This is a genomic window from Burkholderia sp. BCC1047, assembly GCF_902833155.1.
Taxonomy (GTDB): domain Bacteria; phylum Pseudomonadota; class Gammaproteobacteria; order Burkholderiales; family Burkholderiaceae; genus Burkholderia; species Burkholderia sola.
This window is the reverse complement of sequence record NZ_CADFEH010000005.1, coordinates 92,499-118,058: the sequence shown is the minus strand read 5'-3', so window position 1 is coordinate 118,058 and position 25,560 is coordinate 92,499. Positions and strand designations below refer to the sequence as shown.

The window sequence follows — 25,560 nt, the reverse complement described above, 5'->3', positions numbered from 1 at the left end:
CACTGTGCGGCGTGCCAACAAACGAAACAGGACAAGGTCGATTCATGAGCAATCTGAAAGCAGTGACGCTGGAAACAATCGAAGCCGACGTGATCAACAACCCGCTGCCCGTACTGGTCGACTTCTGGGCGCCGTGGTGCGGTCCGTGCAAGGCGCTCGCGCCGACGTTGTCGAAATTGAGCGAGCAGTTTCAAGGTAACGTGGCGTTCGTGAAGATCGACGTGGACGAGAATGCAGGCGTGCGCGAACGATTCGGTGTTCGCGGTATTCCGACGCTGATCCTGCTGCACGGCGGCAAGGAACTCGGACGCGTGGTCGGCAATCGCTCCGCCACGCAACTGGCCGGCTTCATCGACAATCACCTCGGTTCCGTGACGCCGTTGCCGGCGGCAATCGCCGTTGTACCGAACGCATTCGGCGGCAATGCCACGCTCAAGGCGGAGCGCCTTGGCGCGTTGCGCGCATGGGTGGATCGCAAGCGGGCCGCGCCTTCGGAAGCGATGTGGGACGGCGAAATCGGCAGCGCCATTCAGTTCGTCTGCAACACCGCGGACGTGGACGATTGCGCAAGAATGCTGGGTATTCCGGCCAACGTGCTGGCCGTGGTGGAATCGCTGTCGAGCTATCGCAGCACCCATCTGAACGGCGCGGAGTTCGTCGCGAAGTGGCTTGACGCCGTTCCGGTGGGGGCGAATCTCTCGCGGCTGCCGCAAATGCTGGTCACGGATCTGCTGTCTGGCCGCGAGATGACCGAGTTGATCGGCGGCGATGCGGCGTTGCTGTCGATTCGCGACCGGCTGGCCGCGCAGCATGACCCCGCTCGGGCGGAAGGGCCCCTGGACCTGGAACTGGCCGCGATCAAGCAGGCGCTCGCGAAAGCCGATACCACCCCGGCCGGCGCCGCGCACGCGTTGGCGACACGGCTTCTCGTGTTGGTCGCTCAGCCGTTCGGCGACGCTGCGATCGTCACCGATTTCATATTCGGCCTTGCGGGCGCGCATTGGGAGTTGTTGCGCGCGGCCTGCAACTGGACGCGCGATGACGACCGACGCTTCATGCAGCTCGCGGAAGAAACGTCGAATCGCGCGGTGGAGCGCGGCGAAGAGGCTTCGCAAGGCGACAAGACCCTCGAGCGAATCGGGCTGGTGGATGCTGAACTCGTCGCGCGGTTTCGGTCTCACTACGGCGAGGGCACGCAGGCCATGAAAGAGGTCGGCACGCGCATCGGCGATCGTTTGATCGCGATCACGCAGCGCTGCGCGTAAGTCATCTGAGAAAAGGCGTGCGTCGAACGTAAATTCCGGATACGCCGGCGTGCGCGCAAAACGATTCCACGAATCCGCGAGACGGTGATTTCTTTCGTAAAAAAATCCGATCGCGCTCTATAGACTGTTTCCAATGTGCTCCCGCTCGACATGACGCGAAAACGTCTTGGCAGACGGGCAGGCGCGTGGGGCACGCGGCAATTCAACACTCGGAGTGATTCCATGCATGACGGCGGTACGCAGTGGCGCGACGTGAAATCCGGCCTGGAGGCGGCGGCCGAATGTGCGCTCGATCTGGCACGACGGGCAGGGGCCGACGGCGTCCGTGTCGAGATCGATCACGTCGAATCGCGGACAGCTACCGTGCGCAACCGGATGCCGACCGAACGGAGTCTTCGACTGTCTTCATCTGTCTCGCTCGTGGTCTATCGCAATGGCCGGCGCGGCGCGACGACCTCGTCCGATTTGTCCGCCGACGGCCTTGCCGGCGCGGTGGCGGCCGCCATCGACATCGCGTCTGTCACGGACGTCGATGCCGCTGCCGGCCTGGCTCAGGCGGACTTGCTCGCCAGGGACTTCATCGATCTGGACTTGTATCATCCGCTCGATCTATCGCTCGATGACATGCTCGACGACGCCCGTCGCGCGGAAGAGGCCGCGTTCTCCACGAGCCCGGCCATCGTGACGACCAACGGTGCCAGCGTCGGGACTTCCGCGGGATTATCGCTGCTCGCGACCAGCGAGGGGTTTGGGCACAGCGTGCCGTGGTCCACGCATTTTTTGTCGTGCATGCCTGTCGCGGCAGGCACCGGCGAGAAACAGATGGGATTCTGGAGCGACGGCGCGCGCGCCTATGCCGATCTCGACGCACCCGCACGGATCGGCACGCAAGCCGCGACGCGCGCGCTCGCGCTGCTGGGCGGCACGCAGATTGAAACGCAGCGTTGCCCCGTGTTGTTCGAGCCGATGGCCGCGATGTCGCTGCTCGGCGAGTTCGTCAACGCGGCATCCGGCGATGCGCTTTATCGGACGGGCTCGTACCTGACTCACCGTCTCGGTACCCCAGTCTTTACCGATCACATTCAGTTGTACGAAGATCCATTCGTCTCCAGGGGAATGGCGAGTCGCTGCTTCGACTCCGACGGTGTTGCCGTGTCCCGACGATCGGTTGTCGAGTCAGGCGTGTTGCGCGGCTATTTTCTTGGCTTGTACGCAGCCCGGCGTCTCGGCATGGCGCCGACCGGCAATGGCTGGGGCCCGCACAACCTCGAAGTGCGCAGTGCGAAAACCGCGAACTCGGACGGGATCGACGCGATGCTGGAAAGGCTCGATCGCGGCTTGTTCGTCACCGAGATGGCGGGCGGCGGCGTGAACCGGCTGACCGGCGATTTCTCGCGTGCCGCGAAGGGGTTCTGGGTGGAGAACAGCCAGATCCGTTTTCCGGTCACCGGCATCACGATCGCGTCGAATCTGAATGCGATGTTTTCCGGCCTGCTCGCCGTGGGGGCCGACACCGTGACCAGAGGAAGCTTCCGCACGGGTTCGTGGTTGATCGATGAAATGATAATCGGCGGCAGCTGACGTGCGCGGTGCGCGCGGCCATCCTTTCCTGTCACATACCGGTACGACACTATGCTGGACACGAACGAAACCCTGACCCACACCAGCGGCCCCTCGCTCGACGACGTGCGTCGCGCGGCGTATGCGGGGCTGCTCGACGAACACGGCATCGACGAAACGCACTTGTTCGCCGCGCTGAACAGCGCGCTCGGGCAGTCCGGCGACTTCGCCGACATCTATCTGAAGGAGTCGATCGCCGAATCGTGGTCGCTCGAAGGCGGCGCCGTGCGGGGCGGCGCCTGGCAGTGCGATTCGGGATTCGGCATTCGCGTGCTGAACGGCGAGGAGACGACGTTCGCGAGTTCGCAACGAATCGGGGCGGACGCGTTGCGCACGATCGCGCGGCAGATTCGTTCGGGACCGGAGGTTCTCTCCCGCGTAACGCCGCGCGGCGAACCCGCCGGTTCCGCGGCGGCGCGATCGATCTATCTTCCGCGAGCGCCGCTTGGTGCGATCGGCGCGGAGCGGAAACTCGCGCTGCTCAAGCGCGTCGACGAACTGGCGCGTTCGAAGGATCGGCGCGTGGTCGAGGTCAACGCCATGCTTGCCGCGACGCACGAGACGGTGTGGATCGCGCGTTGCGACGGGCTCAGCGTCGGCGACGTGCGACCCATGCTGCGACTGGCGATCAACGTCCGGGTCAAATCGGGCGACCGGGTCGAAAGCGCGAGCGGCGGGATCGGCGGCCGCTACGGGCTCGCTTCGTGGTCGGACGACGACCTCCGCACGCTGGTGTACGACCGCGTCGAAGCCGCGCTGACGAAACTCGATGCACGGCCCGCGCCGGCGGGAACGATGACCGTCGTCGTCGGGCCGGGCTGGAACGGCGTGCTGTTGCACGAAGCCGTGGGCCATGGTCTCGAGGCCGACGGCATGCGGCGCAAGACGTCGGTGTTCGCGGGCCGCACCGGCGAGCGAGTGGCGGCGCGCAACGTCACCATTGTCGACGACGGCACGCTCGAAGGCCGCCGCGGTTCGCTCAATATTGACGACGAGGGCTGTCCGACGCAACGCACGGTGTTGATCGAGGACGGCGTGTTGCGCGGCTGCATGCAGGACTCGCTCAACGCGCGGCTGATGAACATGCGGCCGACGGGCAATGGTCGCCGCGAGGGTTATGCGGTGTTGCCGATGCCGCGCATGACCAACACGTTCATGCTCAACGGCGATCGCGAGCACGAGGAGATCATTGCGTCGGTGAAGCGCGGGATATACGTGGCGGGGCTCGAGGGCGGGCAGGTCGACATCACGAGCGGGCAGTTCGTGTTCGAGGCGTCGGAAGCATTCCTGATCGAAAACGGCAAGCTCTGCGCGCCGGTGAAAGGCGCGACGATCACCGGCAACGGGCTGGAGACGATCCAGAAGATCAGCATGGTCGGCAACAACCTCGAGCTCGACACGGGCCGCGCCGTGTGCGGCAAGGCTGGCCAGTCGGTGCCGGTGAGCGTGGGGCAGCCTACCGTTCGCGTGGACGACATGACGGTGGGCGGAACGGCATGACGAATGCGTGCGGACGGACGGCGAGCCGAGGATGAGAGGATGGGCACAGCGTCTCGACCAGTCGAGAGTCCGGTCGCGGGCGGACAAGACGGAACTTCTGCCGTTACCGAAGGCCATTCGGGATGCGCTTTCACTGGAGTATCACCTTCAACTGGAAGCGCTGCGCGCCGGCGCCGGCTCGCTGACCGCGCTACGCATCCTGTTGCGCGTGGCGATGGCGGCCGCGATGCTGCGCGAGCTCGGCTACGGCGGGCAATATCTGCATCCGTCCGACGAATACGAACGCATCGCCGGCAATGCCTATGAATCGGGAGAGGAAGGCCGCTACGGATTCGATCCGGCCGCCTTTTGCGCGTTCGCGGCGCTCGTGACGGATCACGACTCGCAACTCGAGACAGCGCCCGTCCGGGTGATCGACATCGTCGCGCGGAAACTGGAGCGACCCGATGCGGCGCAGTGAAAGCGGCGCGTCCGCGACCACGAACGGCACGGCAGGACGTCAGCCGGCAGCCGAGCGCCGACGCGGGCGCAGCCGCCTCATGCCATCAGATAGCACTGCGTCAGCGCCTGCGCAATATATTTGCGCACCATGCTCACCGACACGCCGAGCCGCTCGGCGATTTCAGCATGCGTGAGGCCGTCGATCTGACTCATCACGAACGCGCTTTTCGCGTTGGGTGACAGCCCGTTCAACGCCTGATCCACGAGCAAGAGCGCCTGCGTCACTTCCGCCATGCTTTCCGCCGACGGCGTGACGGCTTCTTCCCGATGGACGAGCGTTTCGAGGTACGCGCGTTCCAGGTCGCGGCGGCGCCACATCTCGTAGGTGAGGCGCTGTGCGATGACCGTGAGAAAGGCGCGGGCATCGCGCACGGCTGTCAGGTCCTGCACATCCGCCAGTTCGGCGAACGACGACGACGCGAGATCTTCCGCATCCGCCGGCGAGCCGACGCGCCTTTGCAGTTTCGACTTCAGCCACGCGTAGCTCGCGCGGAATTCACTCGTCAACCACGCCGCGCGCGAGCGCGTGCGTTCGTCGTCGACATCGCGTCTCGTGGGGGAGCCACCGATCGGTGAACTGTAGTTCATGTGAAACTGATTCCTGGACGAATGGCGTTAGCGCACGAAACCGTGCACGAAAACCGCACGTGAAGAAGCGCACATTCTTTGCGCCGTCATGCCTCTGGAAGTGACAACGCCTCTGCGCAGCGCCCAGGCTTGAGTATGCCATTACAAAAACCGCCGGACTCAAAGTGGTTTGAAACCAACGCAATATTTCTCGCCGTTATTTCGCCACCGAAAAATCACGCGCCCATCGGCCGATAAGTCTGACGAATCCGTGAACGATACGGATACCGCAACATCGACGGAACCCATGAATCGTCGAATCGTCATGAGGCGACGCACGGAACGAGAGCAGTGAATTCGCGGCATCCTTTTGGTCGGATACCGCTTCTGAGTCGCATTGACGTGGACAGGGCACGGGCGTATTTCAATCCGCGCCCGAGTGCGACGTGACGATCGCCGGCGACCTTCGACGGCGCGTGTCCCGGCCGCAGACGCTTCGCGATTCCGGCTCGCGACATGCGTCGAGCGCGGTCGGCGTGTCGGGCGCACCGTTATCGACAATGGTGCGTGTCGACACGCGAATGACGGGCTGCGACTACACGAGACGATGGGAATGAGCCAAACAAGTATTGGCCTTCAGGGGCAGCGCAAGCCCGTTGTCAGCATGAACAGACCCCAGACGCCATGGCCACGCGACCGGCTTCATCCCGCGTCGTCAACGCGACGCGTCGTGCCCGAGCCCCGCCGCATCGCACTGCCGAAGTTTCGCGTACAGCGTCGTGCGTGAAATGCCGAGTTGCCGCGCGGCCGCCGACACGTTGCCGTCGTGCTCGTCGAGCGCGCGCCGGATCGCATCGAGCGATTGTTCGTGCAGGCTGGCGTTGGCGTGAGGGCGGCCGGCCGGCGCCGCGTTGCCCACGTCCTCCGCGCCGGCGAGCACATCGGCGTCGCGCGTTGCGGCCGCGCGATCGAGCGGCGCACGCACGGTGCGCACCCATACGTGGCTACCATCGTCGCGCGCGATCCGCTGTGGCGTGCGCGCCGGTGTCAGCAAACGACGCTGCTGCGCGGGTGTCGCGCCCGGAAGCAGTTGCCGCAGGTCATGCGGCGCCACCGGCCCGGCAGGCGCGAGGTCGAGCATCTGACGTGCCAGGCGGCTCACCGCGCGCACGCGGCCCGCTTCGTCGAGCGCAATGACGCCGGCGAGCGGCGTGCCGAGCCAGCGCGGATCGAATTGCACCTGCAACAGATGGCAGTCGCGCAGCATCGCATAGAGCCGCTGCTCGGCGGCGAGCGACGCGTGCCGGAACGGTTCGCGCAGTTGCGCGACGTTGCGCCTGCCGATGCCGGTGATATCGAGCGCGCCGATCACTTCGCCGTCGAAGCCGACCAGCGGCACCGCGAGACAGAACACCCGCGAGAACGCGTCGAGATAATGCTGCGCGCCCGTGACGATGGCTTCGCTACCGTCGTGAATCACGCAGCTCGGCGCGGTCGTGCCGATGTTCGGCTCGACGATCCGACGCCCGGCGACGATCGGCGTCAGCAGCGCGTCGTCGCATTGCGGGCTGCGCCGCGCATGGACGATCGTGCCGTGCGGATTGACGCACATGATCGTCCATTCGGTGCCGCCGAATGCGGCCCACAGCGGCTCGATTTCCTGCGCGACGCAGCGATGGAGCCGCCGATCCGCGCGCGATTCGTCGGGCTCGCGCTGCATTTCATAGCGGGCGGTTTGCCACGGCCGGAGCCCGGCGTCGCGCGAGCGCAGCCACGAGCGCGCGACGCTGGCTGGCAACGCCGTTTCCGGCAGCGGCTCGCCCGCGGCGAAGCGGGCGCGGAGCCGGTCGAGGTCGACCGGTCGTGCAGGGGATTCGGGGGCCATGTTCACGCTGCGCTCCATGTGGGTCGAAGGTCCGGGCGCGCGTGCCGCGCCGGCGTGTCGAGCGAATGCGTAATATAGCGCGGTGCCCGGAATGCGGCATTTGCCTTCCCCGAGGGCGCCCCACGTGCCGCCGCGACGCGTCGGCGGCACGTGGGGCGCCCGCGCGCTCAGTGCGGCAACCGCAGGATCGGCTTGAGCGTGATCCCCTTGCTGCTGTCTTCCGCCGCCTGGTTGATCTGATCGAGCGGATAGAACTTCACCAGCCGGTCGAACGGAAACCGCCCTTGCAGATACAGCTGCACGAGCTGCGGAATGAACGTCTGCGGCACGCTGTCGCCTTCGACGATGCCGCGAATCGTGTGACCGCCGAGCAGCAGGCTGTTCACGTCGAATTCGGCCTTGGTGCCGAGCTTCGGCGCGCCGACCACGCCCATCGTGCCGCGCGAGCCGAGCGCGTCGATTCCTTGCGACAGCACGGCCGGCAGCCCGGTCGATTCGAGCGCGTAGTCGACGCCGCCGCCGGTGATCTCGCGGATCGCGTCGACCACGTCGACTTCCCGGCTGTTGACCGCGTGCGTTGCGCCGAGCTCCAGCGCCAGCGCCAGCCGCGACGGTACGATGTCGACCGCGATGATCGTCGTCGCGCCCGCGATGCGTGCGGCCATCACGGCGCTCATGCCGACCGCCCCCGCGCCGAAGCTCGCGAAGCTGCTGCCCGGGCGCACCGCGAGCGAGTTGATCACCGCGCCCGCGCCGGTCTGGATCCCGCAGCCGAGCGGGCCGAGCAGTTCGAGCGGCGCTTCCTTCGGCACCTTGATCGCGTTGTTCTCGCGGGCGAGCGCGTAGCTCGCGAACGACGATTGCGCGAAGAAATGATCGTGCAGCGGTTGACCGGCTTCGTCGCGGATGGCCGTCTGCCCGTCCGCGTCGGCGCCGCCGAAATTCAGCGCGAAGAACTGCCGGCAATACGCGCCGTGACCGCCGACGCACGACGCGCAATGGCCGCACGCGCCGTAGGTCAGCACGACGTGATCGCCGGCGGCGAGCGTCTTCACGTTCGGGCCGACCGCGTCGACCACGCCGGCGCCTTCATGACCGAGCACGGCCGGCAGCGGCACCGGGTAGTACTGGTCGCGCACGATCAGGTCGGTATGGCACAAGCCGGTCGCGACGACGCGCACCCGTACCTCGTCGCCGCGCGGCGCGCGGATGCGGGCCGCCTCGATCGAGAAGGGTGCGCCGGCGGCGCGGGCGATGGCCGCGGTGACGGCGCGTGTATCGTTGTCGGTGTACATGTCGGTCTCCTCGTCAAATCGGATACAGCGGCGCTTCGCCCTTGATCGTCAGCCACTGCCACTGCGTGAATTCCTCCCAGTTTGCCGCACCGCCGATGCTCGTGCCGTTGCCCGATGCACCGACGCCGCCGAACGGATTGATCACTTCGTCGTTGACCGTCTGGTCGTTGATGTGCAACAGCCCGGTGTTCAACTGCTCGCCGATCCTCAGCGCGCGGCCGACGTCGGCCGACAGGATCGCCATCGACAGTCCGTATTCGGTTTGATTGGCGAGCGCGATCGCGTCTTCGTCGGTATCGAACGGCACGACGATCGCGACCGGCCCGAAAATCTCCTCGTCGAATGCCGGATTGCCCGGCGCGACGCCGCTCAGCACGGTCGGCTCGAAGAACAGGCCACGATGATTGCCGCCCGTCTCGACCCGCGCGCCCGCGCGGCGCGCCGCGTCGACCACGCTCGCCGCATGGTCGCGTTGCGCGGCGTTGATCAGCGGGCCGAGGCCGACGTCGCCGATGGCAGGGTCGCCGACGCGCAGGCTTTGCGCCTTCTCGACGAGCTTCGCGACGAAGCGGTCGTGAATCGGGCGCTGCACGAGCACGCGGCCGGTCGCCATGCAGATCTGGCCCTGGTGCAGATACGCGCCCCAGGCGGTGTTCGCGACCGCGCGGTCGAGATCGGCATCGTCGAGCACGATCAGCGAATTCTTGCCGCCGAGTTCGAGCGATACCTTCTTCAGGTGGCGGCCCGCCGCTTCGCCAACCTTGCGCCCGGCCGCGGTGGAGCCGGTGAACTGGATCATCGCGACGTGCGGATCGGCGACCAGCGCCGCGCCGGCCGCGCCATCGCCGGGCAGCACGTGCAGCACGCCTTCGGGCAAGCCGGCGAGCTCGAACACGCGGGCGATCGCGACGCCGCCGCACACGGCGGTACGCGGATCGGGCTTCAGCACGACCGCGTTGCCGAGCGCGAGCGCCGGCGCGACCGCGCGTATCGCGAGGTACAGCGGGAAGTTGAACGGCGAGATCACGCCGACCACGCCGCGCGGACGGCGGCGCGCGAGCGACAACCGGCCGGCCGCCGACGGCAATACTTCGCCGGCCGCGCGCGACGGCAGCCCGGCTGCTTCGTGCAGCGCCTTGATCGTGACGGACGTTTCGAACGCTGCCTTCGCGCGGGTTGAGCCGCTTTCGCGCACGAGCCAGTCGACGATCGAATCGAAGTGCGTTTCGGCGACGGCCGCCGCGCGGCGCAGGACCGCCGCGCGCTCGTCGTAGGGCAGCGCGAACCAGGCGGGCTGGGTGCGGTGTGCGGTGGCCGATGCTTCGGCGATGGCCGCGCCGTCGGCGAGACCGATGCGGCCGAGCGTGTCGCCGGTTGCCGGTTCGATCACGTCGGCCGCGTGCTGGCTTGCGAGCCAGCGGCCGGTGAAAATCTTGCCGCGCCAGATGTCGGTGTCGAACAGTGCGGTGGTGGTGCTGCTATCCATTTGCGCTCCTGTGGAATTCGGATCGGCCGGATCGTTGCTTGGGCATCGACCGGCATGCGCGCGAGGGTAGGCGACGGCGGTGAAATGAGGGTATCCGGGTTTTTTCCCATCCGTCGCGCCCGCACGGACGGGCGGGGGGAGGCGATTCGGTGTGCGGAAATTGAACAGTTGCCGTGTGGGCTTGTGCCGCACGCCGTGTGACGACACGGCAGCGTCCAAACCTCCGACAGCAAGCATGTCGCGAGCGGTCAGGTACGGCAGGATTTACCGGATGAGTGGTCCGAGTCCGATGGGGGCGACAGAAGTCGGAAGTAAAGAGGCGTCAGTTGCATCGAGTACTGGATGCCTTCAGCTCGCGCGGGGAAGGCAGACCGAACTTGTTGAATAGCCTTGCCAGGTAGGACGGCGATTCGATCCCCACGCTCAGGGCTGCCGACAGCACCGTCGTGCCGGGAACGTTCAAGAGCGAACGCGCGCGCATCACACGTTGCCGGAGCTGATAATCGGTGAGGCTTTCGCCGGTCTCCTCGCGGAAGATCCGGGTGAGATGACGTCGCGATATCGCGAATTCCGAAGCGATGGTGTCGATATGGATCCGCTCCGCCAGCATGACGTCAAGATACGCCTTGATTTCATTGACCCGTTGCTCGCGCGAAACCTTCGGAGTGGCATCGCTCGGTGTGGCGCTCAGCATTGCCGCCACGCACGCCGACGCAATCAGCCGATCGACCAGATCGTTCTGATACCGCGACATCTCGTGCGCTTCCGCCGTTTCGTCATCCGCGTCGAACTGGGTTTGCAAACGCAGTGCCCCGAGCAGAGCAGGCGGCGGCGCGCAGTAGCGCGGTGCATCGCCTCCGGCGAGCCGGACATTGGATTTGCGCGCACAAAACGAAACGAAGTCGCGCTCCGCATAGACGGCCGTATGGCAATGCTCTCCGGGATTGCTCGCCGTGTCGTGAAAAATCCCGGCAGGCACCATCGCGAGCACGCCGGCGCTGATGCGTTGCGAATGCTTGGAACACTCCGAAGTCAGCGTCAGCGTGCCTTGACTCGGCAGCAGGAACATGAACTCTTCGTGCTCGTGCCACGACGTCACGTAATCGGCCATCGTGATGCGACGGGTCGCAGCCACGCGGTCGGCGGGAATGTGCGATCTAGACGTCTGATAAAACATGGCGAGAACCTGCGACCTGGGACTTATAAGAGAGGGACAACGCGCTGGCGCCAACCGCCATGGCCCGATAGTGAGCATGTTCCGGCCCAAATGGAAGCGAAGAAAAAACGCAGACCGTGCATGCTGCGACGGACGACGGACTGGCCCTCGCACCGGCTTCACAAAAGGCGGCACACCGATAGGCGGGGTTAATTAGGGAGCAAGCGCATGAGCATCGTACAACCTGTGCGGCTCGTACGGGTATTTTTCGCCACCGACGAGGGCGGCAATCCGGCCCCGGTTGTGCTGGACGCGAACGGCTGGTCCGACGCGCAGATGAAAGAGGTGGCCCGCGCGTATGGTCTGGAAAGCGGGTTTGTGATGCGCGCCGTCGATCCGCACCATGATTTCCGCTTCCGCTTTTTCGTCCCCAACCACGAGATGGAGATGTGCGGACACGCGGCGCTGGGCGCATTGTGGCTGCTGCGTCACACCGGCGCATGGCGCACGAACACGGCGCGGATCGAAACGCTGAGCGGTAGCGTCGAAGCGCGATACGACGCTGCCGACGCCCGGATCGAAGTCAGCCAACCCGCGGGACGCGTCGAGCCGATTGCCGACGCGGCGCTCGTTGCCAGAACACTCGATGTGCTGAACCTCGATGCGGACGATCTGCTGCCGCTCGGCATCGTCAACGCAACGACGAGCCGCACCAAAACGCTGGTGCCGGTTCGCACGACCTCACGGTTGAATGCGATCGTGCCGAAACTCGACCCAATCGAAGCCTTGTGCGACGCGCTGTCGTCGACCGGTCTGTATCCGTTTTCGCTGGATGCCGATGCACCGCACGTGTTCGACGCACGGCAATTCCCGCGCGCGTCCGGCTATCCGGAAGACGCGGCGACCGGCATCGCAGCGGCAGCGCTCCTGTACGGCGCGCATCGCTACGGGCTCGTCGCCCCGGGGGGACACGGCATCGTCGTGCGTCAGGGCGTGGCGATGGGGCGTCCGTCCGCGATCACGGTGAACTTTCGCGATCCGGCCGATGAAAGCAGCGGTTGCTGGCTCAGCGGCCCGGTTTGTCTGATCGACGAGGCTTGAGCCATGTTGCTAGGCACGCTCGAAGTGGATTTGTCGACGCGCTCGTTACGACGTGATGGGAAGGCCCTCCATGTCGGTTCGCGTGCATTCGACGTGCTCGCGGTGCTTTTGTCGGCGGCGGGACGTGTCGTAACGAAGGACGAGTTGATGGCCACGGTCTGGCCCGGAACAGTCGTTGAAGAGAACAATCTGCAGGTGCACATTTCCACGTTGCGAAAATTGCTTGGACCGCAACGCGACCTGATTGTGACCGTACCCGGCCGCGGTTACCAACTGACGCGGAGACCAGCCCCGAGCGCGAATTTGACGAAGGCTACGCCTGTCAGACAGGGCGACAGCGATATTCCGCGACGGCACGGGGCACTCACCGGACGCGACAGCCTGGTCTCCAATATCGCGTCAATACTGGACACGACGCCTATATTGACGCTGGTGGGCGCCGGTGGCGTCGGGAAAACGAGCGCGGCAATCGAAGTGGCTCATGCGGCAGTCAGCGGCCGTTTTGATATCACGCGTTTCGTCGCGCTTTCCGATGCGGCCTCTCCAGAAGCGGTTTTGCAAAAAATCGCGACGGCATTCGGCCTGTCGATACGGGACGACACGTCGGCGGTCGACGCGCTGGTCGCGGCGTTGCCGCGAGACCGCACGCTGCTGGTGCTGGACAACGCCGAGCACGTCATCGATGCAGTCGCCCGACTGGTCGATTCGGTTTGCATGCGGCGTGGCAACTTGCGGGTACTCGTCACGAGCCGCGAGCGGTTGAGGGTATCAGGTGAGACTGTCTTCCACGTGCGCCCGCTCCAAGTGCCACGTCCGGAATCATCCATCGCGGAGATGCTGGATTGTGAGGCGGTTCAACTGTTCTTGCAGCGTGCGCGACAGTCGGGTTGCGACCTTGATACTTTAAGAAAAAGCGCGCGTCTCGTTGGCGATATCTGTCGTCGGCTCGACGGCAATCCACTGGCGATCGAAATGGCAGTTGGGCGTATCGGTGCTTTGGGCGTTCGGGGTGTTCACGGATTTCTCGACGATCGCTTCAAGTTGCTGACGCGGGGATACAGGACGGCGCTTGCGCACCATCAGACGTTACAGGCCAGCTTCGATTGGAGCTTTGCGTCGCTGAGCCCGTCGAGTCAGAAACTATTGGGTCACGTCGCGGCATTCCAGCGTGCTTTTACTTTCGAGGCATTGCGCGCGCTGGTATGTGATGCGAGGTATACGCTGTCCGACGTTGCCAGCGACATTGCCGAACTGACCGAGAAGTCGCTCGTGAGTGTTGAGCCGGATAACGGCGAACATCGATTTTTACTTTCCGAATCCGCGCGAGCATACGCGTTGCAAAAGCGTCGCATCGGGGAGAAGGACATTCGGATGTTCGCGCGCTATGCCGGGTACCACTTCGGTGCTGGTGAGGAGGCGCCGACCGTTGGAACGGGTTCGTTCAACGAGAAAGTGGAAGAGCGGGAGTTGGCCTACGGCATCTGAGCATGTCGGGAAACGGCAGGCGCGCAGCCGCTGACGCGGCCTGAACGAATTGCAGCGAGCGGTGAATCCGCCGTCGGTAACCGCTCCCCCCATTCCGTCCGGTCGCTCGCGGAAACCGACGTCGAAACCGGAAGCCGGCGCGGCCCGCCCGCCGTTTTCCCGTCAGGAAAACCCTGATCGACTCGGCAGGGCGCCCGTTTTCAGCCGTTTTCCCCCTGCCGATACCGGCCGAGCCGCCGCCCGCCTCAGCGATATCCCCCGCTCGCGCGATCGCGCTCCAGCAAGCCTTTCGCCCACGTACCTGACCAAAAAAGGTATGGTGCGATGCGGCATTCTGCATGCATGGCCGGATTTCAATACCTCACAGGTATCAAAAATCCCGACCAAAAGTATTGGACGCTCCTTTCTCCCCCCGCGTATAAATCCGTTCCATGAACAGCCCCCACGCAGCGCGCGTCGTCTCCTCCGTCGCCCGCGGTCGCATCGAAGCCCGCGTCGTCAATCCGCCGACGACCCGCCCGGACAAGTTGTCCGCGGCCACGATGCATGGCCCGATGCCGATGCTCGATGCGTACCTCGCACCCGCGACGGGCTGACGAAAGTCGCGCGGCAATCGAGTCAGGCAAAGACCGCCATCCCCCAAATACACATGGAGACAGCATCATGAGCGTCAAAGTTTTCGATACCCGGGAAGTGCAGGACCTGCTGAAGGCCGCATCGAACGCGGGCGGGACTGGCGGAAACGGCAGGAAAGGCGACGCACGCACGCAGCAGATCGTGCTGCGCCTGCTCGGCGACCTGTTCAAGGCGATCGACGATCTCGACATCACGCCCGACGAAGTGTGGGCCGGCGTCAACTATCTGAACAAGCTTGGTCAGGATGGCGAAGCAGCGCTGCTCGCGGCCGGCCTCGGTCTCGAAAAGTATCTCGACATCCGGATGGATGCCGAGGACAAGGCGACCGGCCTCGACGGCGGCACGCCGCGCACGATCGAGGGGCCGCTGTACGTGGCGGGCGCCCCGGTACGCGACGGCGTCGCGAAGATCGACCTCGACGCGGACGACGGCGCGGGCCCGCTCGTGATCCACGGCACGGTGAAGGATCTCGACGGCAAGCCGGTGGCCGGCGCGCTGGTCGAATGCTGGCACGCGAATTCGCACGGCTTCTATTCGCACTTCGACCCGACCGGCAAGCAGAGCGACTTCAACCTGCGCGGTGCGGTGAAGACGGGCGCCGACGGCCAATACGAATTCCGCACGCTGATGCCGGTGGGCTACGGCTGCCCGCCGCAGGGCGCGACGCAGCAACTGCTGAACCGTCTCGGCCGCCACGGCAATCGCCCCGCGCACGTGCACTTCTTCGTCGACAGCCCCGATCACCGCAAGCTGACGACGCAGTTCAACATCGACGGCGATCCGCTGATCTGGGACGACTTCGCGTATGCGACGCGCGAGGAGCTGATTCCGCCCGTGACCGACAAGGCCGGCGGCACGGCGCTCGGCATGAAGACCGATGCGTACCAGGACATCGAATTCAACTTCGTGCTGACGCCGCGCGTGCAGGGCAAGGACAACCAGATCGTCGAACGTCTGCGCGCCTCAGCCACGGCATAACCCGTCCGGCAGCACGGCGGCGCGCGCGCGTGCGTCGCCGCTGCTGGCCGGTCCCCGAGATTCAACCGATACCGATGCGAGCGTGCTTGCAGGACGCGGCACGCGCATGGAAGGAGCCATCATGTCCATCACGATCGACGCTACGAACGAACTGGATCACCTGCTGGAAACCGCCGTACAGGATGACAAGGCGGCCGGCATCTTCCGCTGCCGCCGCGACATCTTCACGAACGCGGAACTGTACGAACTCGAGATGAAGCACATCTTCGAGGGCAACTGGGTGTATCTGGCGCACGAAAGCCAGATTCCGGACAACAACGATTACTACACGACGTGGATCGGCCGCCAGCCGATCGTCATCACGCGCGACAAGACCGGCGAGCTGCATGCGGTGATCAACGCGTGTGCGCACAAGGGCGCGATGCTGTGCCGCCGCAAGCACGGCAACAAGGGCAGCTTCACGTGCCCGTTCCACGGCTGGACCTTCTCGAACACCGGCAAGCTGCTGAAGGTGAAGGACGAGAAGACGACCGAGTATCCGGTGCAGTTCAACACGCACGGCTCGCACGATCTGAAGAAGGTCGCGCGCTTCGCGAACTATCGCGGCTTCCTGTTCGGCAGCCTCAACGCCGACGTTCTGCCGCTCGAGGACTACCTCGGCGAAGCGCGCGTGATCATCGACCAGATCGTCGACCAGGCGCCGAACGGGCTCGAAGTGCTGCGCGGCAACTCGTCCTACATCTACGAAGGCAACTGGAAGATGCAGATGGAAAACGGCTGCGACGGCTACCACGTCAGCACCGTGCACTGGAACTATGCGGCGACGATGAGCCGCCGCAAGGAAGACGGCACCAAGGCGGTCGATGCGAACAGCTGGAGCAAGTCGGTCGCGGGCGTGTACGGCTTCGACCACGGCCACATCCTGCTGTGGACCCAGACGATGAACCCGGAAGTGCGCCCCGTGTATCAGCACCGCGACGAGATCCGTGCGCGCGTCGGCGACGTGCAGGCCGATTTCATCGTGAACCAGACGCGCAATCTGTGCGTGTATCCGAACGTGTTCCTGATGGATCAGTTCAGCACGCAGATCCGCGTGGTGCGGCCGCTCGGCGTCGACAAAACCGAAGTCACGATCTTCTGCTTCGCGCCGAAGGGCGAGAGCGAAGCCGATCGCACGACGCGGATTCGCCAGTACGAGGATTTCTTCAACGTGAGCGGTATGGGCACGGCCGACGATCTCGAGGAGTTTCGTGCGTGCCAGGCCGGCTATGCGGGCATCACGGCGATGTGGAACGACCTGTCGCGCGGCGCGCCGCTGTGGATCGACGGGCCGGACGAGAACGCGAAAAAGATGGGGCTGAACCCGCGCATTTCGGGCGAGCGCAGCGAGGACGAGGGGCTGTTCGTGTGCCAGCACGAACACTGGGTGAACGTGATGCGCGATGCGCTGAAGAAGGCACGCGGGGAGGTGGCGGCATGAGCTTCGATTACCGGACGATTTGCGCGGCGCTGTATCGCGAGGCGCGCCTACTCGACGATCGCGAGTGGGACGCGTGGCTGACCTGCTACGCGGAGGACGTCACGTACTGGATGCCCGCGTGGGACGACGACGATCGGCCGACCGACGATCCGCAGCGCCAGATCTCGCTGATGTACTACGCGGACCGCGGCGGCCTCGAGGATCGCGTGTTCCGGATCAAGACCGAGCGCAGCGGCGCGTCGACGCCCGAGCCGCGCACCAGCCACAACGTGACGAACGTCGAGGTGCTGGCCGAACGCGACGACGAGGTCGACGTGCGCTACAACTTCCACACGCTGAACCACCGTTATCGCGTGACCGATCACTTCTTCGGCACGATGTTCGTCACGTTGCGCCGTGCGGGCGACGCACTGCTGATTTCGCACAAGAAGATCGTGCTGAAGAACGACTACATCCGGCAGGTGCTCGACGTGTATCACGTCTGACGCCCGTTGTTTTGCCATGAAAGGAAGTGGAGGTGACGCGATGTCCAGCTACAAGATTGCATTGAATTTCGAGGACGGGGTAACCCGCTTCATCGACTGCAAGGCCGGCGAGAAGGTGCTCGACGCGGCCTTCCGCGCGAAGATCAATTTGCCGATGGATTGCTCCGACGGCGTGTGCGGCACCTGCAAGTGCCGCGCGGAAAGCGGGCACTACGAGCTCGGCGACGATTACATCGACGATGCGCTCACCGAGGACGAAAAGAACGGCGGCCTCGTGCTGACGTGCCAGATGGTGCCGCACAGCGATTGCGTGATCGCTGTGCCGACGTCGTCGGTCGCGTGCAAGACGGGGCAAAGCAGTTTTGTCGCGACGGTCACGAAGGTCGAGCAGCACAATGATGCGGCCGTCGTGCTCGAACTCGACGTCGGCACGAATGCGCCGGTGTTCCTGCCGGGCCAGTACGTGAACATCGGCGTGCCGGGCAGCGGCCAGCATCGGTCGTATTCGTTCTCGTCCGCGCCGGGCGACGCGAAGGTCGGCTTCCTGATCAAGAAGATTCCCGGCGGCGTAATGAGCACGTGGCTCGCATCCGCGCGGCCCGGCGACACGCTCGAACTGCACGGTCCGCTCGGCAGCTTCTATCTGCGCGACGTACAGCGGCCGCTGCTGTTCCTCGCCGGCGGCACGGGCCTCGCGCCGTTCCTGTCGATGCTCGACGTGCTCGCGCGCAGCGGCTCTCAGCAGAAGGTGCACCTGATCTACGGCGTGACGCGCGATCTCGATCTCGTGCTGGTCGACGCGATCGAAGCGCTGGCGGCGAAGCTGCCGAACTTCAGCTTCGCGACGGTCGTTGCCGATTCGGCGTCGAACCACGCACGCAAGGGCTGGGTCACGCAGCACATCCCGGCCGACGCGCTGAACGACGGCGACGTCGACGTGTATCTGTGCGGACCGCCGCCGATGGTCGATGCGGTGCGTCAGTATTTCGACGATGCAGGCGTGAAACCGAACAGCTTCCACTACGAGAAGTTCACCCCCAACGTCACGGCAAAGGCGGCATGACCATGCAACGATTCTCCGGCAAGGTCGTCGTCGTTACCGGCGCGGCGCAGGGCATCGGCCGCGGTGTCGCGCTGCGCGCGGCGGCCGAGGGCGGCAAGGTGCTGTTCGTCGATCGCGCGGATTTCGTCGCCGACGTGGCGGCCGAAGCGACCGGTGGCGAGACGGCCGGCTTCGTCGCCGATCTCGAAACGTACGAAGGTGCGCATGCGGCGATCGCGTATGCGGTGCAGACGTTCGGCGGCATCGACATCCTGATCAACGGCGTCGGTGGCGCGATCCGGATGCGGCCGTTCGCGGCGTTCGAGCCGGCGCAGATCGACGCGGAAATCCGCCGCTCGCTGATGCCGACGCTCTATGCGTGTCACGCCGTGCTGCCGCACCTGATCGCGCGCGGCGGCGGCACCATCGTCAACATCTCGTCGAATGCGACGCGCGGTATTCGACGCGTGCCGTATTCGGCGGCGAAGGGCGGCGTGAACGCGCTGACGTCGGCGCTCGCGATGGAGTATGCGGAACGCAATATCCGCGTCGTCGCCACCGCGCCGGGCGGCACCAGCGCGCCGCCGCGCCGCGTGCCGCGCAATGCGGCGGGCGACACCGAGCAGGAACAGGCGTGGATGGCCGAGGCCGTGCGGCAGGTGACCGACTCGACGTACTTCAAGCGCTACGGCAGCCTCGACGAGCAGATCGCGCCGATCCTGTTCCTCGCGTCGGACGAGGCGAGCTATATCACCGGGACGGTGCTGCCGGTCGCGGGTGGGGATACGGGTTGAGGGGCGCGCCTGCCGATTTGCTTGCTTTCTCGGTGCACACGCCACTGCCAGGTGCACGACGACCATCACATAACCGGCCGGTGCGGCAAGCCCGGCCACGGAGACACGCATGAACGAACGCGAAGCAATCGTTCCGGCCGGCATGGAAGCCGTGTATGACAAGATCGGCTATGCGCCGGCGATCAAGGTCGGCGATACCGTCTACGTATCTGGGCAGATCGGCCGCGACGCCGCGATGCAGTTGGTCGAGGATCGCGAAGCCCAAATCGTGCAGGCGTTTGAGAACCTGAAGCGCGTGCTGGACGCGGCCGGCGCATCGTTCGACGACGTCGTGGATCTCACCACCTTTCACACCGACATGCGCGACCTGCCGTTGTTCATGCAGGTGCGCGACCGCTATTTTCGTGCGCATCCGCGGCCGGCGTGGACGGCCGTCGGCGCACACATGCTTGGTGGTTCGCCAGGGTATATCGTCGAAATCAAGGCGGTGGCGGTGACGCGGGCGTGACAAAGCCGACCCGCTACTTGTGGATCGCCCCCCGCAACCGCCTCACATCCTGCTCCGACACCGGCGCCGCCCGATTCCCCCACGCCCCGCGCACGTAGCTGACCACCGCTGCGATCTCGCTGCTCGTCAGCGCGCCGCGCATCGCCGGCATCCGCTGCACCGGCCCCGGCTTCCCTGGCGTGGGCCGCGCACCTTCGACCACGATCCGGATCGTGCTCGTCGGATCGGCCGCGAGCACGATCGAACTGCCCGCGAGCGCCGGCCCGTGATCCGGCACGCCTTTACCTTCGGCGCCATGGCAGCGTGCACAGAACCCCGCATACACACCGGCCCCCGGCGCTTGCTGGCCGCCTTCCGGACGCGGGCCGGCAACCGTCAGCCGCGGCACGCCCACGCCCAGCGGATTCGTCGCGGCAGTCGGTTGCGCGGGCAACGATTTCAGGTACACGGCGATCGCATGGCGATCGGCGTCCGTCAGCAACGCGGTGCTTTCGCCGACGACCGGCGCCATCGCGCCGAACACCGCGCCGCGCGCCGCATGACCGCTGCGCAGGAACGCGGCGATGTCGTCGGCCGACCAGCGGCCGAGGCCGTCCGGAACCGCGCCGGTCAGGTTTGGCGCGAACCAGTGGTCGTTGATGCCGCCGGTCAGGAACGCGGGGCTGCGTTCGTCGTATCCGCGTTCGTTGTAGGCCGGCCCGCGCGGCGTATGGCACGCGCCGCAATGGCCGAGCCCCTGTACGAGATACGCGCCGCGATTCCATTGCGCCGATTGCGACGGCTGCGGCGTGAACCGGTCGCGGTTCGCGAACACGAGGCTCCACAGCCCGAGCGCCCAGCGCTGGTTGAACGGAAACGGCAGTTGCGTGAGTTTCGCCGCATTCGCGGACGGCGCGACGCCGCGCATGAAATACGCATACAGCGCGCGCACGTCGTCGTCGCTCAGGTGCGCGAACGACGGGTACGGCATGGCCGGATACAGCCGGCTGCCGTCCGCGCGCACGCCGCGCCGCATCGCATCGTCGAATTGCCGCAGCGTGTAGTTGCCTATGCCGTGCGTCGGGTCCGGCGTGATGTTCGGCGCATAGATCGGCCCGAACGGCGAATTCACCGGCTGGCCGCCCGCGTACGGCGTATGGTCGGCCGCGTCGTGGCACGCGGCGCAATCGCCGGCGAGCGCGAGATAGCGACCGCGTGCGAGCGTCGCGGCGTCGGCGCTCGCGGCCGCCGCGGCGATTATCGGGCGGCGGGCAGTCGAGGCAGACGCCGCATCGGGCGGCGGAGTGGGCGCCGCGGACGATGTTGCATCCGCCACTGACGCGTCCCGGTCGCGTGACAGCCGACGGTCGTCCTTCACGCGCGCGGACATCGACGCACCGACATCGGCCGCCGACGCGCGAATCCGCACGAACCGCCAGCCCGATGCGGGCTCGGGCGCTTCCGCCGCCGACGCGGTGTCGGCCGTGTCGCCGGCCGCGGCCGCGTTGTCGTCGCGCTGCATGTCGCATCCGCAGAGCGCGATGCATACCGCAAACGCGACACCCGCGCGGTGGCCCAGGACTCGGAATGGGAACGGGAACGAAGCGAACGGGATCAGCGCCATGGACTGCAAGGCCCCACGAAAGCGGTGACAATCCCCGTAAACACCAGACCGATCACGAAACCGAGCGCCGCGAGCATGCCGCAGCGCGCGAGAAAGCGCGTACTGCCGTCGCGCGTCGCGGCACGCGCATCGGCATCGTGCCGGTGCCGCCACGCGTGCGCGAGCCAGGTCGCGCAGGCCGCGGCCAGCGCGAACGCGCCCGCGGCGATCAGCGCGAGCCACACGCCGACGTGCGCCCAGCGCGGCGCGGCCTGCGCGACGCCGAGCGGATAGCATGCGGTGGACGCGAGTGTCTCCGACACCAGCATCTGCGCGAACCACAGCGTGGGCGCGCCGACGAGGCCGGCGGCGATCGCGAGCAGCGGTGTCCACGCGCGTCGTGCGTCGCTCATCCCGTGCTCCTCAGCCAGAACGGCGACACGTACAGCGCGGTGAAGATGAACAGCCACACGATGTCGACGAAGTGCCAGTAGAGCCCGCCGACCGTCAGCGCGACGCGTCGCTCGCGGCCGAAGAAACCGGCGGCCGTCCACGCGGCGAGCAGCGCGAGGATCGCGAGACCGGCCACGACGTGCGCGAGGTGGAACCCGGTGATCGTGAAATAGAGGCTGCCGTACAGGTGCGCGGTCGGGCCGTACGGGTGATCGCGCCATTCGTGCAGCTGGACCAGCGCGAATGCGGTGCCGAGCACCAGCGCGACGGCGAGCAGCGCGACCGCGCGCGCCTGCCGGTCGGCCCGCACCGCGCGCTCGGCGAGCCACACGAACACGCTGCTCGACAGCAGCACGACCGTGTTGGCGGCCGCGAGCCCGATCTTCGGCATGCCTTCGGGCGGCCACGGCGCGGACCACTGCGACTGCAGGTAGAAGTAGCAGAACAGCAGGTAGCCGAACAGCCCGGCCTCGGTCACGATCAGCGTGAGCATGCCCCACCAGCCGCCCGCGCGTTCGCCTTGACTGCCGACCGGCAGCGGCTCGATGCACGCGGCCGGCGCGGCTGCCGGCACCGTCGCCGACGGCGGCTCGTCCGGATGACCCCCGGCGGTCGCGGCGGGCGCCTGCGTGTCGGCGCGGGCCGGCAGGCGCGCGCGTTGTCCGAGTTCGCGGCGCGGCCACAGCCACGCGGCGGTCGCGATCGCGCAACCGGCGACTGCCACGCACACGAGCGTCGGCGAGCGCGCGAGCATCGCCGCGAACACGGCGGTCGCGAGCAGCGCGAGCACGAACGGCATGCAGCTGTCTTCGGGCATCTTCAGGATCGCGCTCGGCGCGGCGGCGAGCGGCGTGACCGCGAGCGCCTCGCGCCCATCGGCGAGCCGGTAGCCGACCCGCAGGCTGGTGCGCGCCGGATCGTCGCGCGTTTCCCACAGCGGATGCCGCGACGCGACGAGCGGCAGCACCGCGAAGTTGTACACGGGCGTCGGCGACGCGACCGACCATTCGAGGCCCGCCGCGCCCCACGGATTCTCGCTGGCGCGCACGCCGCGCCGCGCGCTCACCAGCGCGTTGACGACGAACATCACGATGCCGATCCCGAACACGAACGAGCCGATCGTCGTCAGCAGGTTCGACGTGTCCCAGCCCATCCCGGACGGATAGGTATAGATGCGGCGCGGCATCCCGAGCAGCCCGGCAATATGCATCGGGAAGAACCCGAGATTGAAGCCGACCAGCACGACCCAGAAGGTCAGCTTGCCGAAGCGCTCGTTCATCATCCGCCCGGTGAATTTCGGGAACCAGTACGCGACGCCCCCGAGCACCGGAAACACGTTGATGCCGAGCAGCACGTAGTGCAGGTGCGCGACGACGAAGTACGTATCGGTGAGCTGCCAGTCGAGCGGCACGGCCGCGGTCATCACGCCGGACACGCCGCCGATCACGAACATCAGCACGAAGCCCGCGAAATACAGGAACGGCGTGCGAAACACGGGGCGGCCAGTCCAGATCGTCGCGATCCATGCGAACACCGCGACCGCGCTCGGAATCGAGATCAGCATGCTCGCGGCGCCGAAGAACGCGAGCGCGAGCGGCGCGATGCCCGTCGCGAACATGTGGTGCACCCACACCTCGAAACCGATCAGCATCGTCGCCACCGTCGATACCGCGACGGCCTCGTATGCGACGAGCGGGCGTCGGCAGAAGGTCGGCAGCGCGTCCGACACGATCCCCATTGCCGGCAGCACGACCACGTAGACCCACGGATGCGCGAACATCCAGAACAGGTGCTGCCACAACAGCGGACGGCCGCCGTGCGCGACGTCGAAGAAATGCGTGCCGGCATTGCGGTCGAGCCACAGCAGCAGGAACGCGAGGCTCACCGACGGCACCGCGACGAGGTTCGCGACCGACGCGGTCAGCGTGCCCCACACGATGATCGGCACCCGGTCGATCGACATGCCGTGCGCGCGCATCCGCAGCAACGTGACGACGAAGTTCGCGGCGCCGCCCGTCGTCGAGATGCCGAGCAGGATCATCCCGAGCGCGTAGATGTCGATGTTCGCGCCGGCGCTGTAGTCGAGCGACGTGAGCGGCACGTAATTGAACCAGCCGCCGTCCGGCACCGCACCGAGCGGAAAGCTTGCGTACAGGAACAGCCCGGCGAACAGGAACGCCCAGTACGAGAACGCGTTCAGCCGCGGAAACGCCATGTCGCGCGAGCCGAGCATCAGCGGCCACAGGTAGTTCGCGAAGCCGGACAGCACGGGCAGCGCGTACAGGAAGATCATCGTGACGCCGTGCATCGTGAACAGCGAATCGTATTGCGCGGGCGTGAGCAGCGACGCGTTCGGCCGCGCGAGCTGGATGCGCATCACGAGCGCCTCGACGCCGCCGAGCAGCAGGAACGCGAACGCGGTGACGATGTAGCGCAGCCCGATGCGCTTGTGATCGACGGTGCCGAGCCAGCCGCGCCAGCCGGGTTCAGATTCCCACAGCTCGGCCAGCGCGCGCTCGTGCGCGGAACCGGGCGGCGCGTCGCCGAGATCGGGTACGCGGCTGAGCGGGGCGGGCGTGTCGCGGGCAATGGCCATCGGCATCCTCGGTTCAGTGCAGCGTCGCGAGATACGCGGCGAGATCGTCGGCGTCGCGCGGCGCGAGCGCGATCGACGGCATCAGCGATTGCGGCTTGATTTGCTGCGCATGCGCGATCCAGCGGCGCAGGTTGTCGGGCGTGTTGTCGAGCGTGCCGGCCGCGAGCAGCCGGCGCGTGCCGACGTGCGTGAGATCGGGGCCCGCGTCGCCCGTCGCGTCGGTGCCGCGCACCGCGTGGCAGCCCGCGCAGCGCGCGGCGAACACGCGCTGGCCGCGGTGCTCGGTGCCGGTGCTCGTCGCGGGTACTTGAGCCGGTTGCCGCTGCGTGGCGAGCCACGCACGAAACGCGTCCGGCGGCTCGGCCACGACTTCGAACGCCATGTGCGCGTGCTGCGCGCCGCAGTATTGCGAGCATTGGCCGCGGTAGATGCCCGGCCGGTCGGCCTGCAGCCATTGGCGGTTGGTCTGGCCGGGAATCGTCTGCGTCTTGCCGGCGAGTTGCGGCACCCAGAACGCATGGATCACGTCGGCGCTCTTCAGTTCGATCGCGACGGGCTCGCCCACCGGAATATGGATCTCGTTCGCCGTGACGAAGCCCGGGCCGTTCGCATCGTCCGGATAACGAACGGCCCACCACCAGTCTTGGGCGGTCACGACGATCGTCAGCGCGGGCGGACGCGGCGGCGCCGCGATCGCGCCCAGCACGCGCAGCATGTACACGAGCGCGCCGAACAGCAGCACGATCGAGATCGCGGTGCCCACGGTCACGATCGTCAGCCCGCTGCCGTAGCCGCCGCCCGCCTGCGCGCGACGACGAAACAGCGCGATCAGCAGCAGCACGGCGATCGCGACGCAGACGAACGTGCACAGCGCGAGCAGCGCCCAGCCGAGCACGAAGACCGGCTGCGCGGCGGGGCCGGCCGCGTGCACGACATAGGCGAGCGGTAGCGGCGCGGCCGGATTGCCGGGCTCGGCACGCTCGGCGGCTGCGCGCGCGACCATCGGCGCGACCGCCCACGCGAACGGTGCGATGCATGCGATACGACGCGTTTTCCTGGACAGCGGGACGAGCAACACGACTCCTTGCCGCATTCGGCGGCGTGACGACAGCCGTTCGCGGCAGAGCAAGTTTCGTGCGCGCGGG

22 protein-coding genes are annotated in these 25,560 nt (G+C 66.5%); 13 read left to right on the top strand and 9 right to left on the bottom strand.

Features of this window, described 5'->3' with window-relative positions; translation table 11 throughout:
• The first annotated feature begins 44 nt into the window (after positions 1-44).
• The 4 genes from trxA (at position 45) to HWX55_RS07915 (ending at position 4,845) form a co-directional block, all read left to right on the top strand.
• Entirely contained in the window at positions 45-1,265 is a 1,221-nt protein-coding gene (trxA, locus tag HWX55_RS07930) for a thioredoxin (protein ID WP_175975196.1), read from the top strand.
• Between the two features lie 222 nt (positions 1,266-1,487).
• Positions 1,488-2,846, top strand: coding sequence for a metallopeptidase TldD-related protein (locus tag HWX55_RS07925; protein ID WP_175975195.1), 1,359 nt, complete (start codon positions 1,488-1,490; stop codon positions 2,844-2,846).
• A 51-nt stretch (positions 2,847-2,897) separates the two neighbouring features.
• Positions 2,898-4,385: a metalloprotease TldD gene (gene tldD, locus HWX55_RS07920; RefSeq protein WP_175975194.1), complete on the top strand. Its 1,488-nt coding sequence runs from the start codon at positions 2,898-2,900 to the stop codon at positions 4,383-4,385.
• Positions 4,386-4,416: 31 nt separating this feature from the next.
• On the top strand, positions 4,417-4,845 hold the full coding sequence (locus HWX55_RS07915) for a Fis family transcriptional regulator (RefSeq protein ID WP_175975193.1): 429 nt from the start codon (positions 4,417-4,419) through the stop codon (positions 4,843-4,845).
• Positions 4,846-4,922: 77 nt separating this feature from the next.
• Here HWX55_RS07915 and HWX55_RS07910 read toward each other — a convergent pair whose 3' ends face one another.
• The 5 genes from HWX55_RS07910 to HWX55_RS07890 form a co-directional block, all read right to left on the bottom strand.
• Positions 4,923-5,474: a sigma-70 family RNA polymerase sigma factor gene (locus HWX55_RS07910; protein WP_175975192.1), complete on the bottom strand. Its 552-nt coding sequence runs from the start codon at positions 5,472-5,474 to the stop codon at positions 4,923-4,925.
• A 694-nt stretch (positions 5,475-6,168) separates the two neighbouring features.
• Positions 6,169-7,338 (bottom strand): helix-turn-helix domain-containing protein, encoded by a 1,170-nt coding sequence (locus HWX55_RS07905; RefSeq protein WP_244140529.1) that lies wholly within the window; start codon positions 7,336-7,338, stop codon positions 6,169-6,171.
• Positions 7,339-7,505: 167 nt separating this feature from the next.
• Positions 7,506-8,633, bottom strand: a complete 1,128-nt coding sequence (locus HWX55_RS07900; protein WP_175975190.1) for an NAD(P)-dependent alcohol dehydrogenase — start codon at positions 8,631-8,633, stop codon at positions 7,506-7,508.
• Between the two features lie 13 nt (positions 8,634-8,646).
• Positions 8,647-10,119 carry a benzaldehyde dehydrogenase gene (locus HWX55_RS07895; RefSeq protein ID WP_175975189.1) on the bottom strand — a complete coding sequence of 491 codons (1,473 nt, stop codon included), beginning with the start codon at positions 10,117-10,119 and terminating at the stop codon, positions 8,647-8,649.
• A 322-nt stretch (positions 10,120-10,441) separates the two neighbouring features.
• On the bottom strand, positions 10,442-11,296 hold the full coding sequence (locus HWX55_RS07890; protein WP_175975188.1) for an AraC family transcriptional regulator: 855 nt from the start codon (positions 11,294-11,296) through the stop codon (positions 10,442-10,444).
• Between the two features lie 225 nt (positions 11,297-11,521).
• Between HWX55_RS07890 and HWX55_RS07885 the strand changes: the two genes are divergently transcribed.
• The 9 genes from HWX55_RS07885 to HWX55_RS07845 all read left to right on the top strand — a co-directional run bounded on the left by HWX55_RS07885 (position 11,522) and on the right by HWX55_RS07845 (position 19,784).
• Positions 11,522-12,376: a PhzF family phenazine biosynthesis isomerase gene (locus HWX55_RS07885; protein WP_244140521.1), complete on the top strand. Its 855-nt coding sequence runs from the start codon at positions 11,522-11,524 to the stop codon at positions 12,374-12,376.
• A gap of 3 nt (positions 12,377-12,379) precedes the next feature.
• Positions 12,380-13,861 (top strand): winged helix-turn-helix domain-containing protein, encoded by a 1,482-nt coding sequence (locus HWX55_RS07880; protein ID WP_175975186.1) that lies wholly within the window; start codon positions 12,380-12,382, stop codon positions 13,859-13,861.
• 431 nt (positions 13,862-14,292) lie between these two features.
• Positions 14,293-14,457, top strand: coding sequence for a hypothetical protein (locus HWX55_RS07875; RefSeq protein WP_175975185.1), 165 nt, complete (start codon positions 14,293-14,295; stop codon positions 14,455-14,457).
• A 67-nt stretch (positions 14,458-14,524) separates the two neighbouring features.
• A complete protein-coding gene (gene catA, locus HWX55_RS07870) occupies positions 14,525-15,475 on the top strand; it encodes a catechol 1,2-dioxygenase (RefSeq protein WP_175975184.1) in 951 nt (316 codons plus the stop codon).
• A 121-nt stretch (positions 15,476-15,596) separates the two neighbouring features.
• On the top strand, positions 15,597-16,955 hold the full coding sequence (locus tag HWX55_RS07865; protein WP_175975183.1) for a Rieske 2Fe-2S domain-containing protein: 1,359 nt from the start codon (positions 15,597-15,599) through the stop codon (positions 16,953-16,955).
• A complete protein-coding gene (gene benB / locus HWX55_RS07860; RefSeq protein WP_175975182.1) occupies positions 16,952-17,440 on the top strand; it encodes a benzoate 1,2-dioxygenase small subunit in 489 nt (162 codons plus the stop codon). The genes HWX55_RS07865 and benB overlap by 4 nt, the downstream gene beginning before the upstream one ends.
• Positions 17,441-17,480: 40 nt before the next feature.
• Complete coding sequence (gene benC, locus HWX55_RS07855; RefSeq protein WP_175975181.1) at positions 17,481-18,503, top strand: benzoate 1,2-dioxygenase electron transfer component BenC; 1,023 nt, start codon at positions 17,481-17,483, stop codon at positions 18,501-18,503.
• Positions 18,500-19,276, top strand: coding sequence for a benzoate diol dehydrogenase BenD (gene benD / locus HWX55_RS07850; RefSeq protein WP_175975180.1), 777 nt, complete (start codon positions 18,500-18,502; stop codon positions 19,274-19,276). The genes benC and benD overlap by 4 nt, the downstream gene beginning before the upstream one ends.
• Positions 19,277-19,385: 109 nt before the next feature.
• Positions 19,386-19,784, top strand: a complete 399-nt coding sequence (locus tag HWX55_RS07845) for a RidA family protein (RefSeq protein WP_175975179.1) — start codon at positions 19,386-19,388, stop codon at positions 19,782-19,784.
• 13 nt (positions 19,785-19,797) lie between these two features.
• On the opposite strand, the gene HWX55_RS07840 is transcribed toward HWX55_RS07845, so the two are convergent.
• The 4 genes from HWX55_RS07840 to coxB are packed head-to-tail and all read right to left on the bottom strand — an operon-like array spanning position 19,798 to position 25,490.
• Positions 19,798-21,387 (bottom strand): cytochrome c, encoded by a 1,590-nt coding sequence (locus HWX55_RS07840; RefSeq protein WP_175975178.1) that lies wholly within the window; start codon positions 21,385-21,387, stop codon positions 19,798-19,800.
• The gene (locus tag HWX55_RS07835; RefSeq protein WP_175975177.1) at positions 21,378-21,779 is read right to left on the bottom strand and encodes a cytochrome C oxidase subunit I; all 402 of its coding nucleotides are present in this window, start codon (positions 21,777-21,779) and stop codon (positions 21,378-21,380) included. The genes HWX55_RS07840 and HWX55_RS07835 overlap by 10 nt, the downstream gene beginning before the upstream one ends.
• A complete protein-coding gene (ctaD, locus tag HWX55_RS07830) occupies positions 21,776-24,415 on the bottom strand; it encodes a cytochrome c oxidase subunit I (RefSeq protein WP_175975176.1) in 2,640 nt (879 codons plus the stop codon). The genes HWX55_RS07835 and ctaD overlap by 4 nt, the downstream gene beginning before the upstream one ends.
• A 13-nt stretch (positions 24,416-24,428) precedes the next feature.
• Entirely contained in the window at positions 24,429-25,490 is a 1,062-nt protein-coding gene (gene coxB, locus HWX55_RS07825; RefSeq protein ID WP_175975309.1) for a cytochrome c oxidase subunit II, read from the bottom strand.
• Between the last annotated feature and the right edge of the window lie 70 nt (positions 25,491-25,560).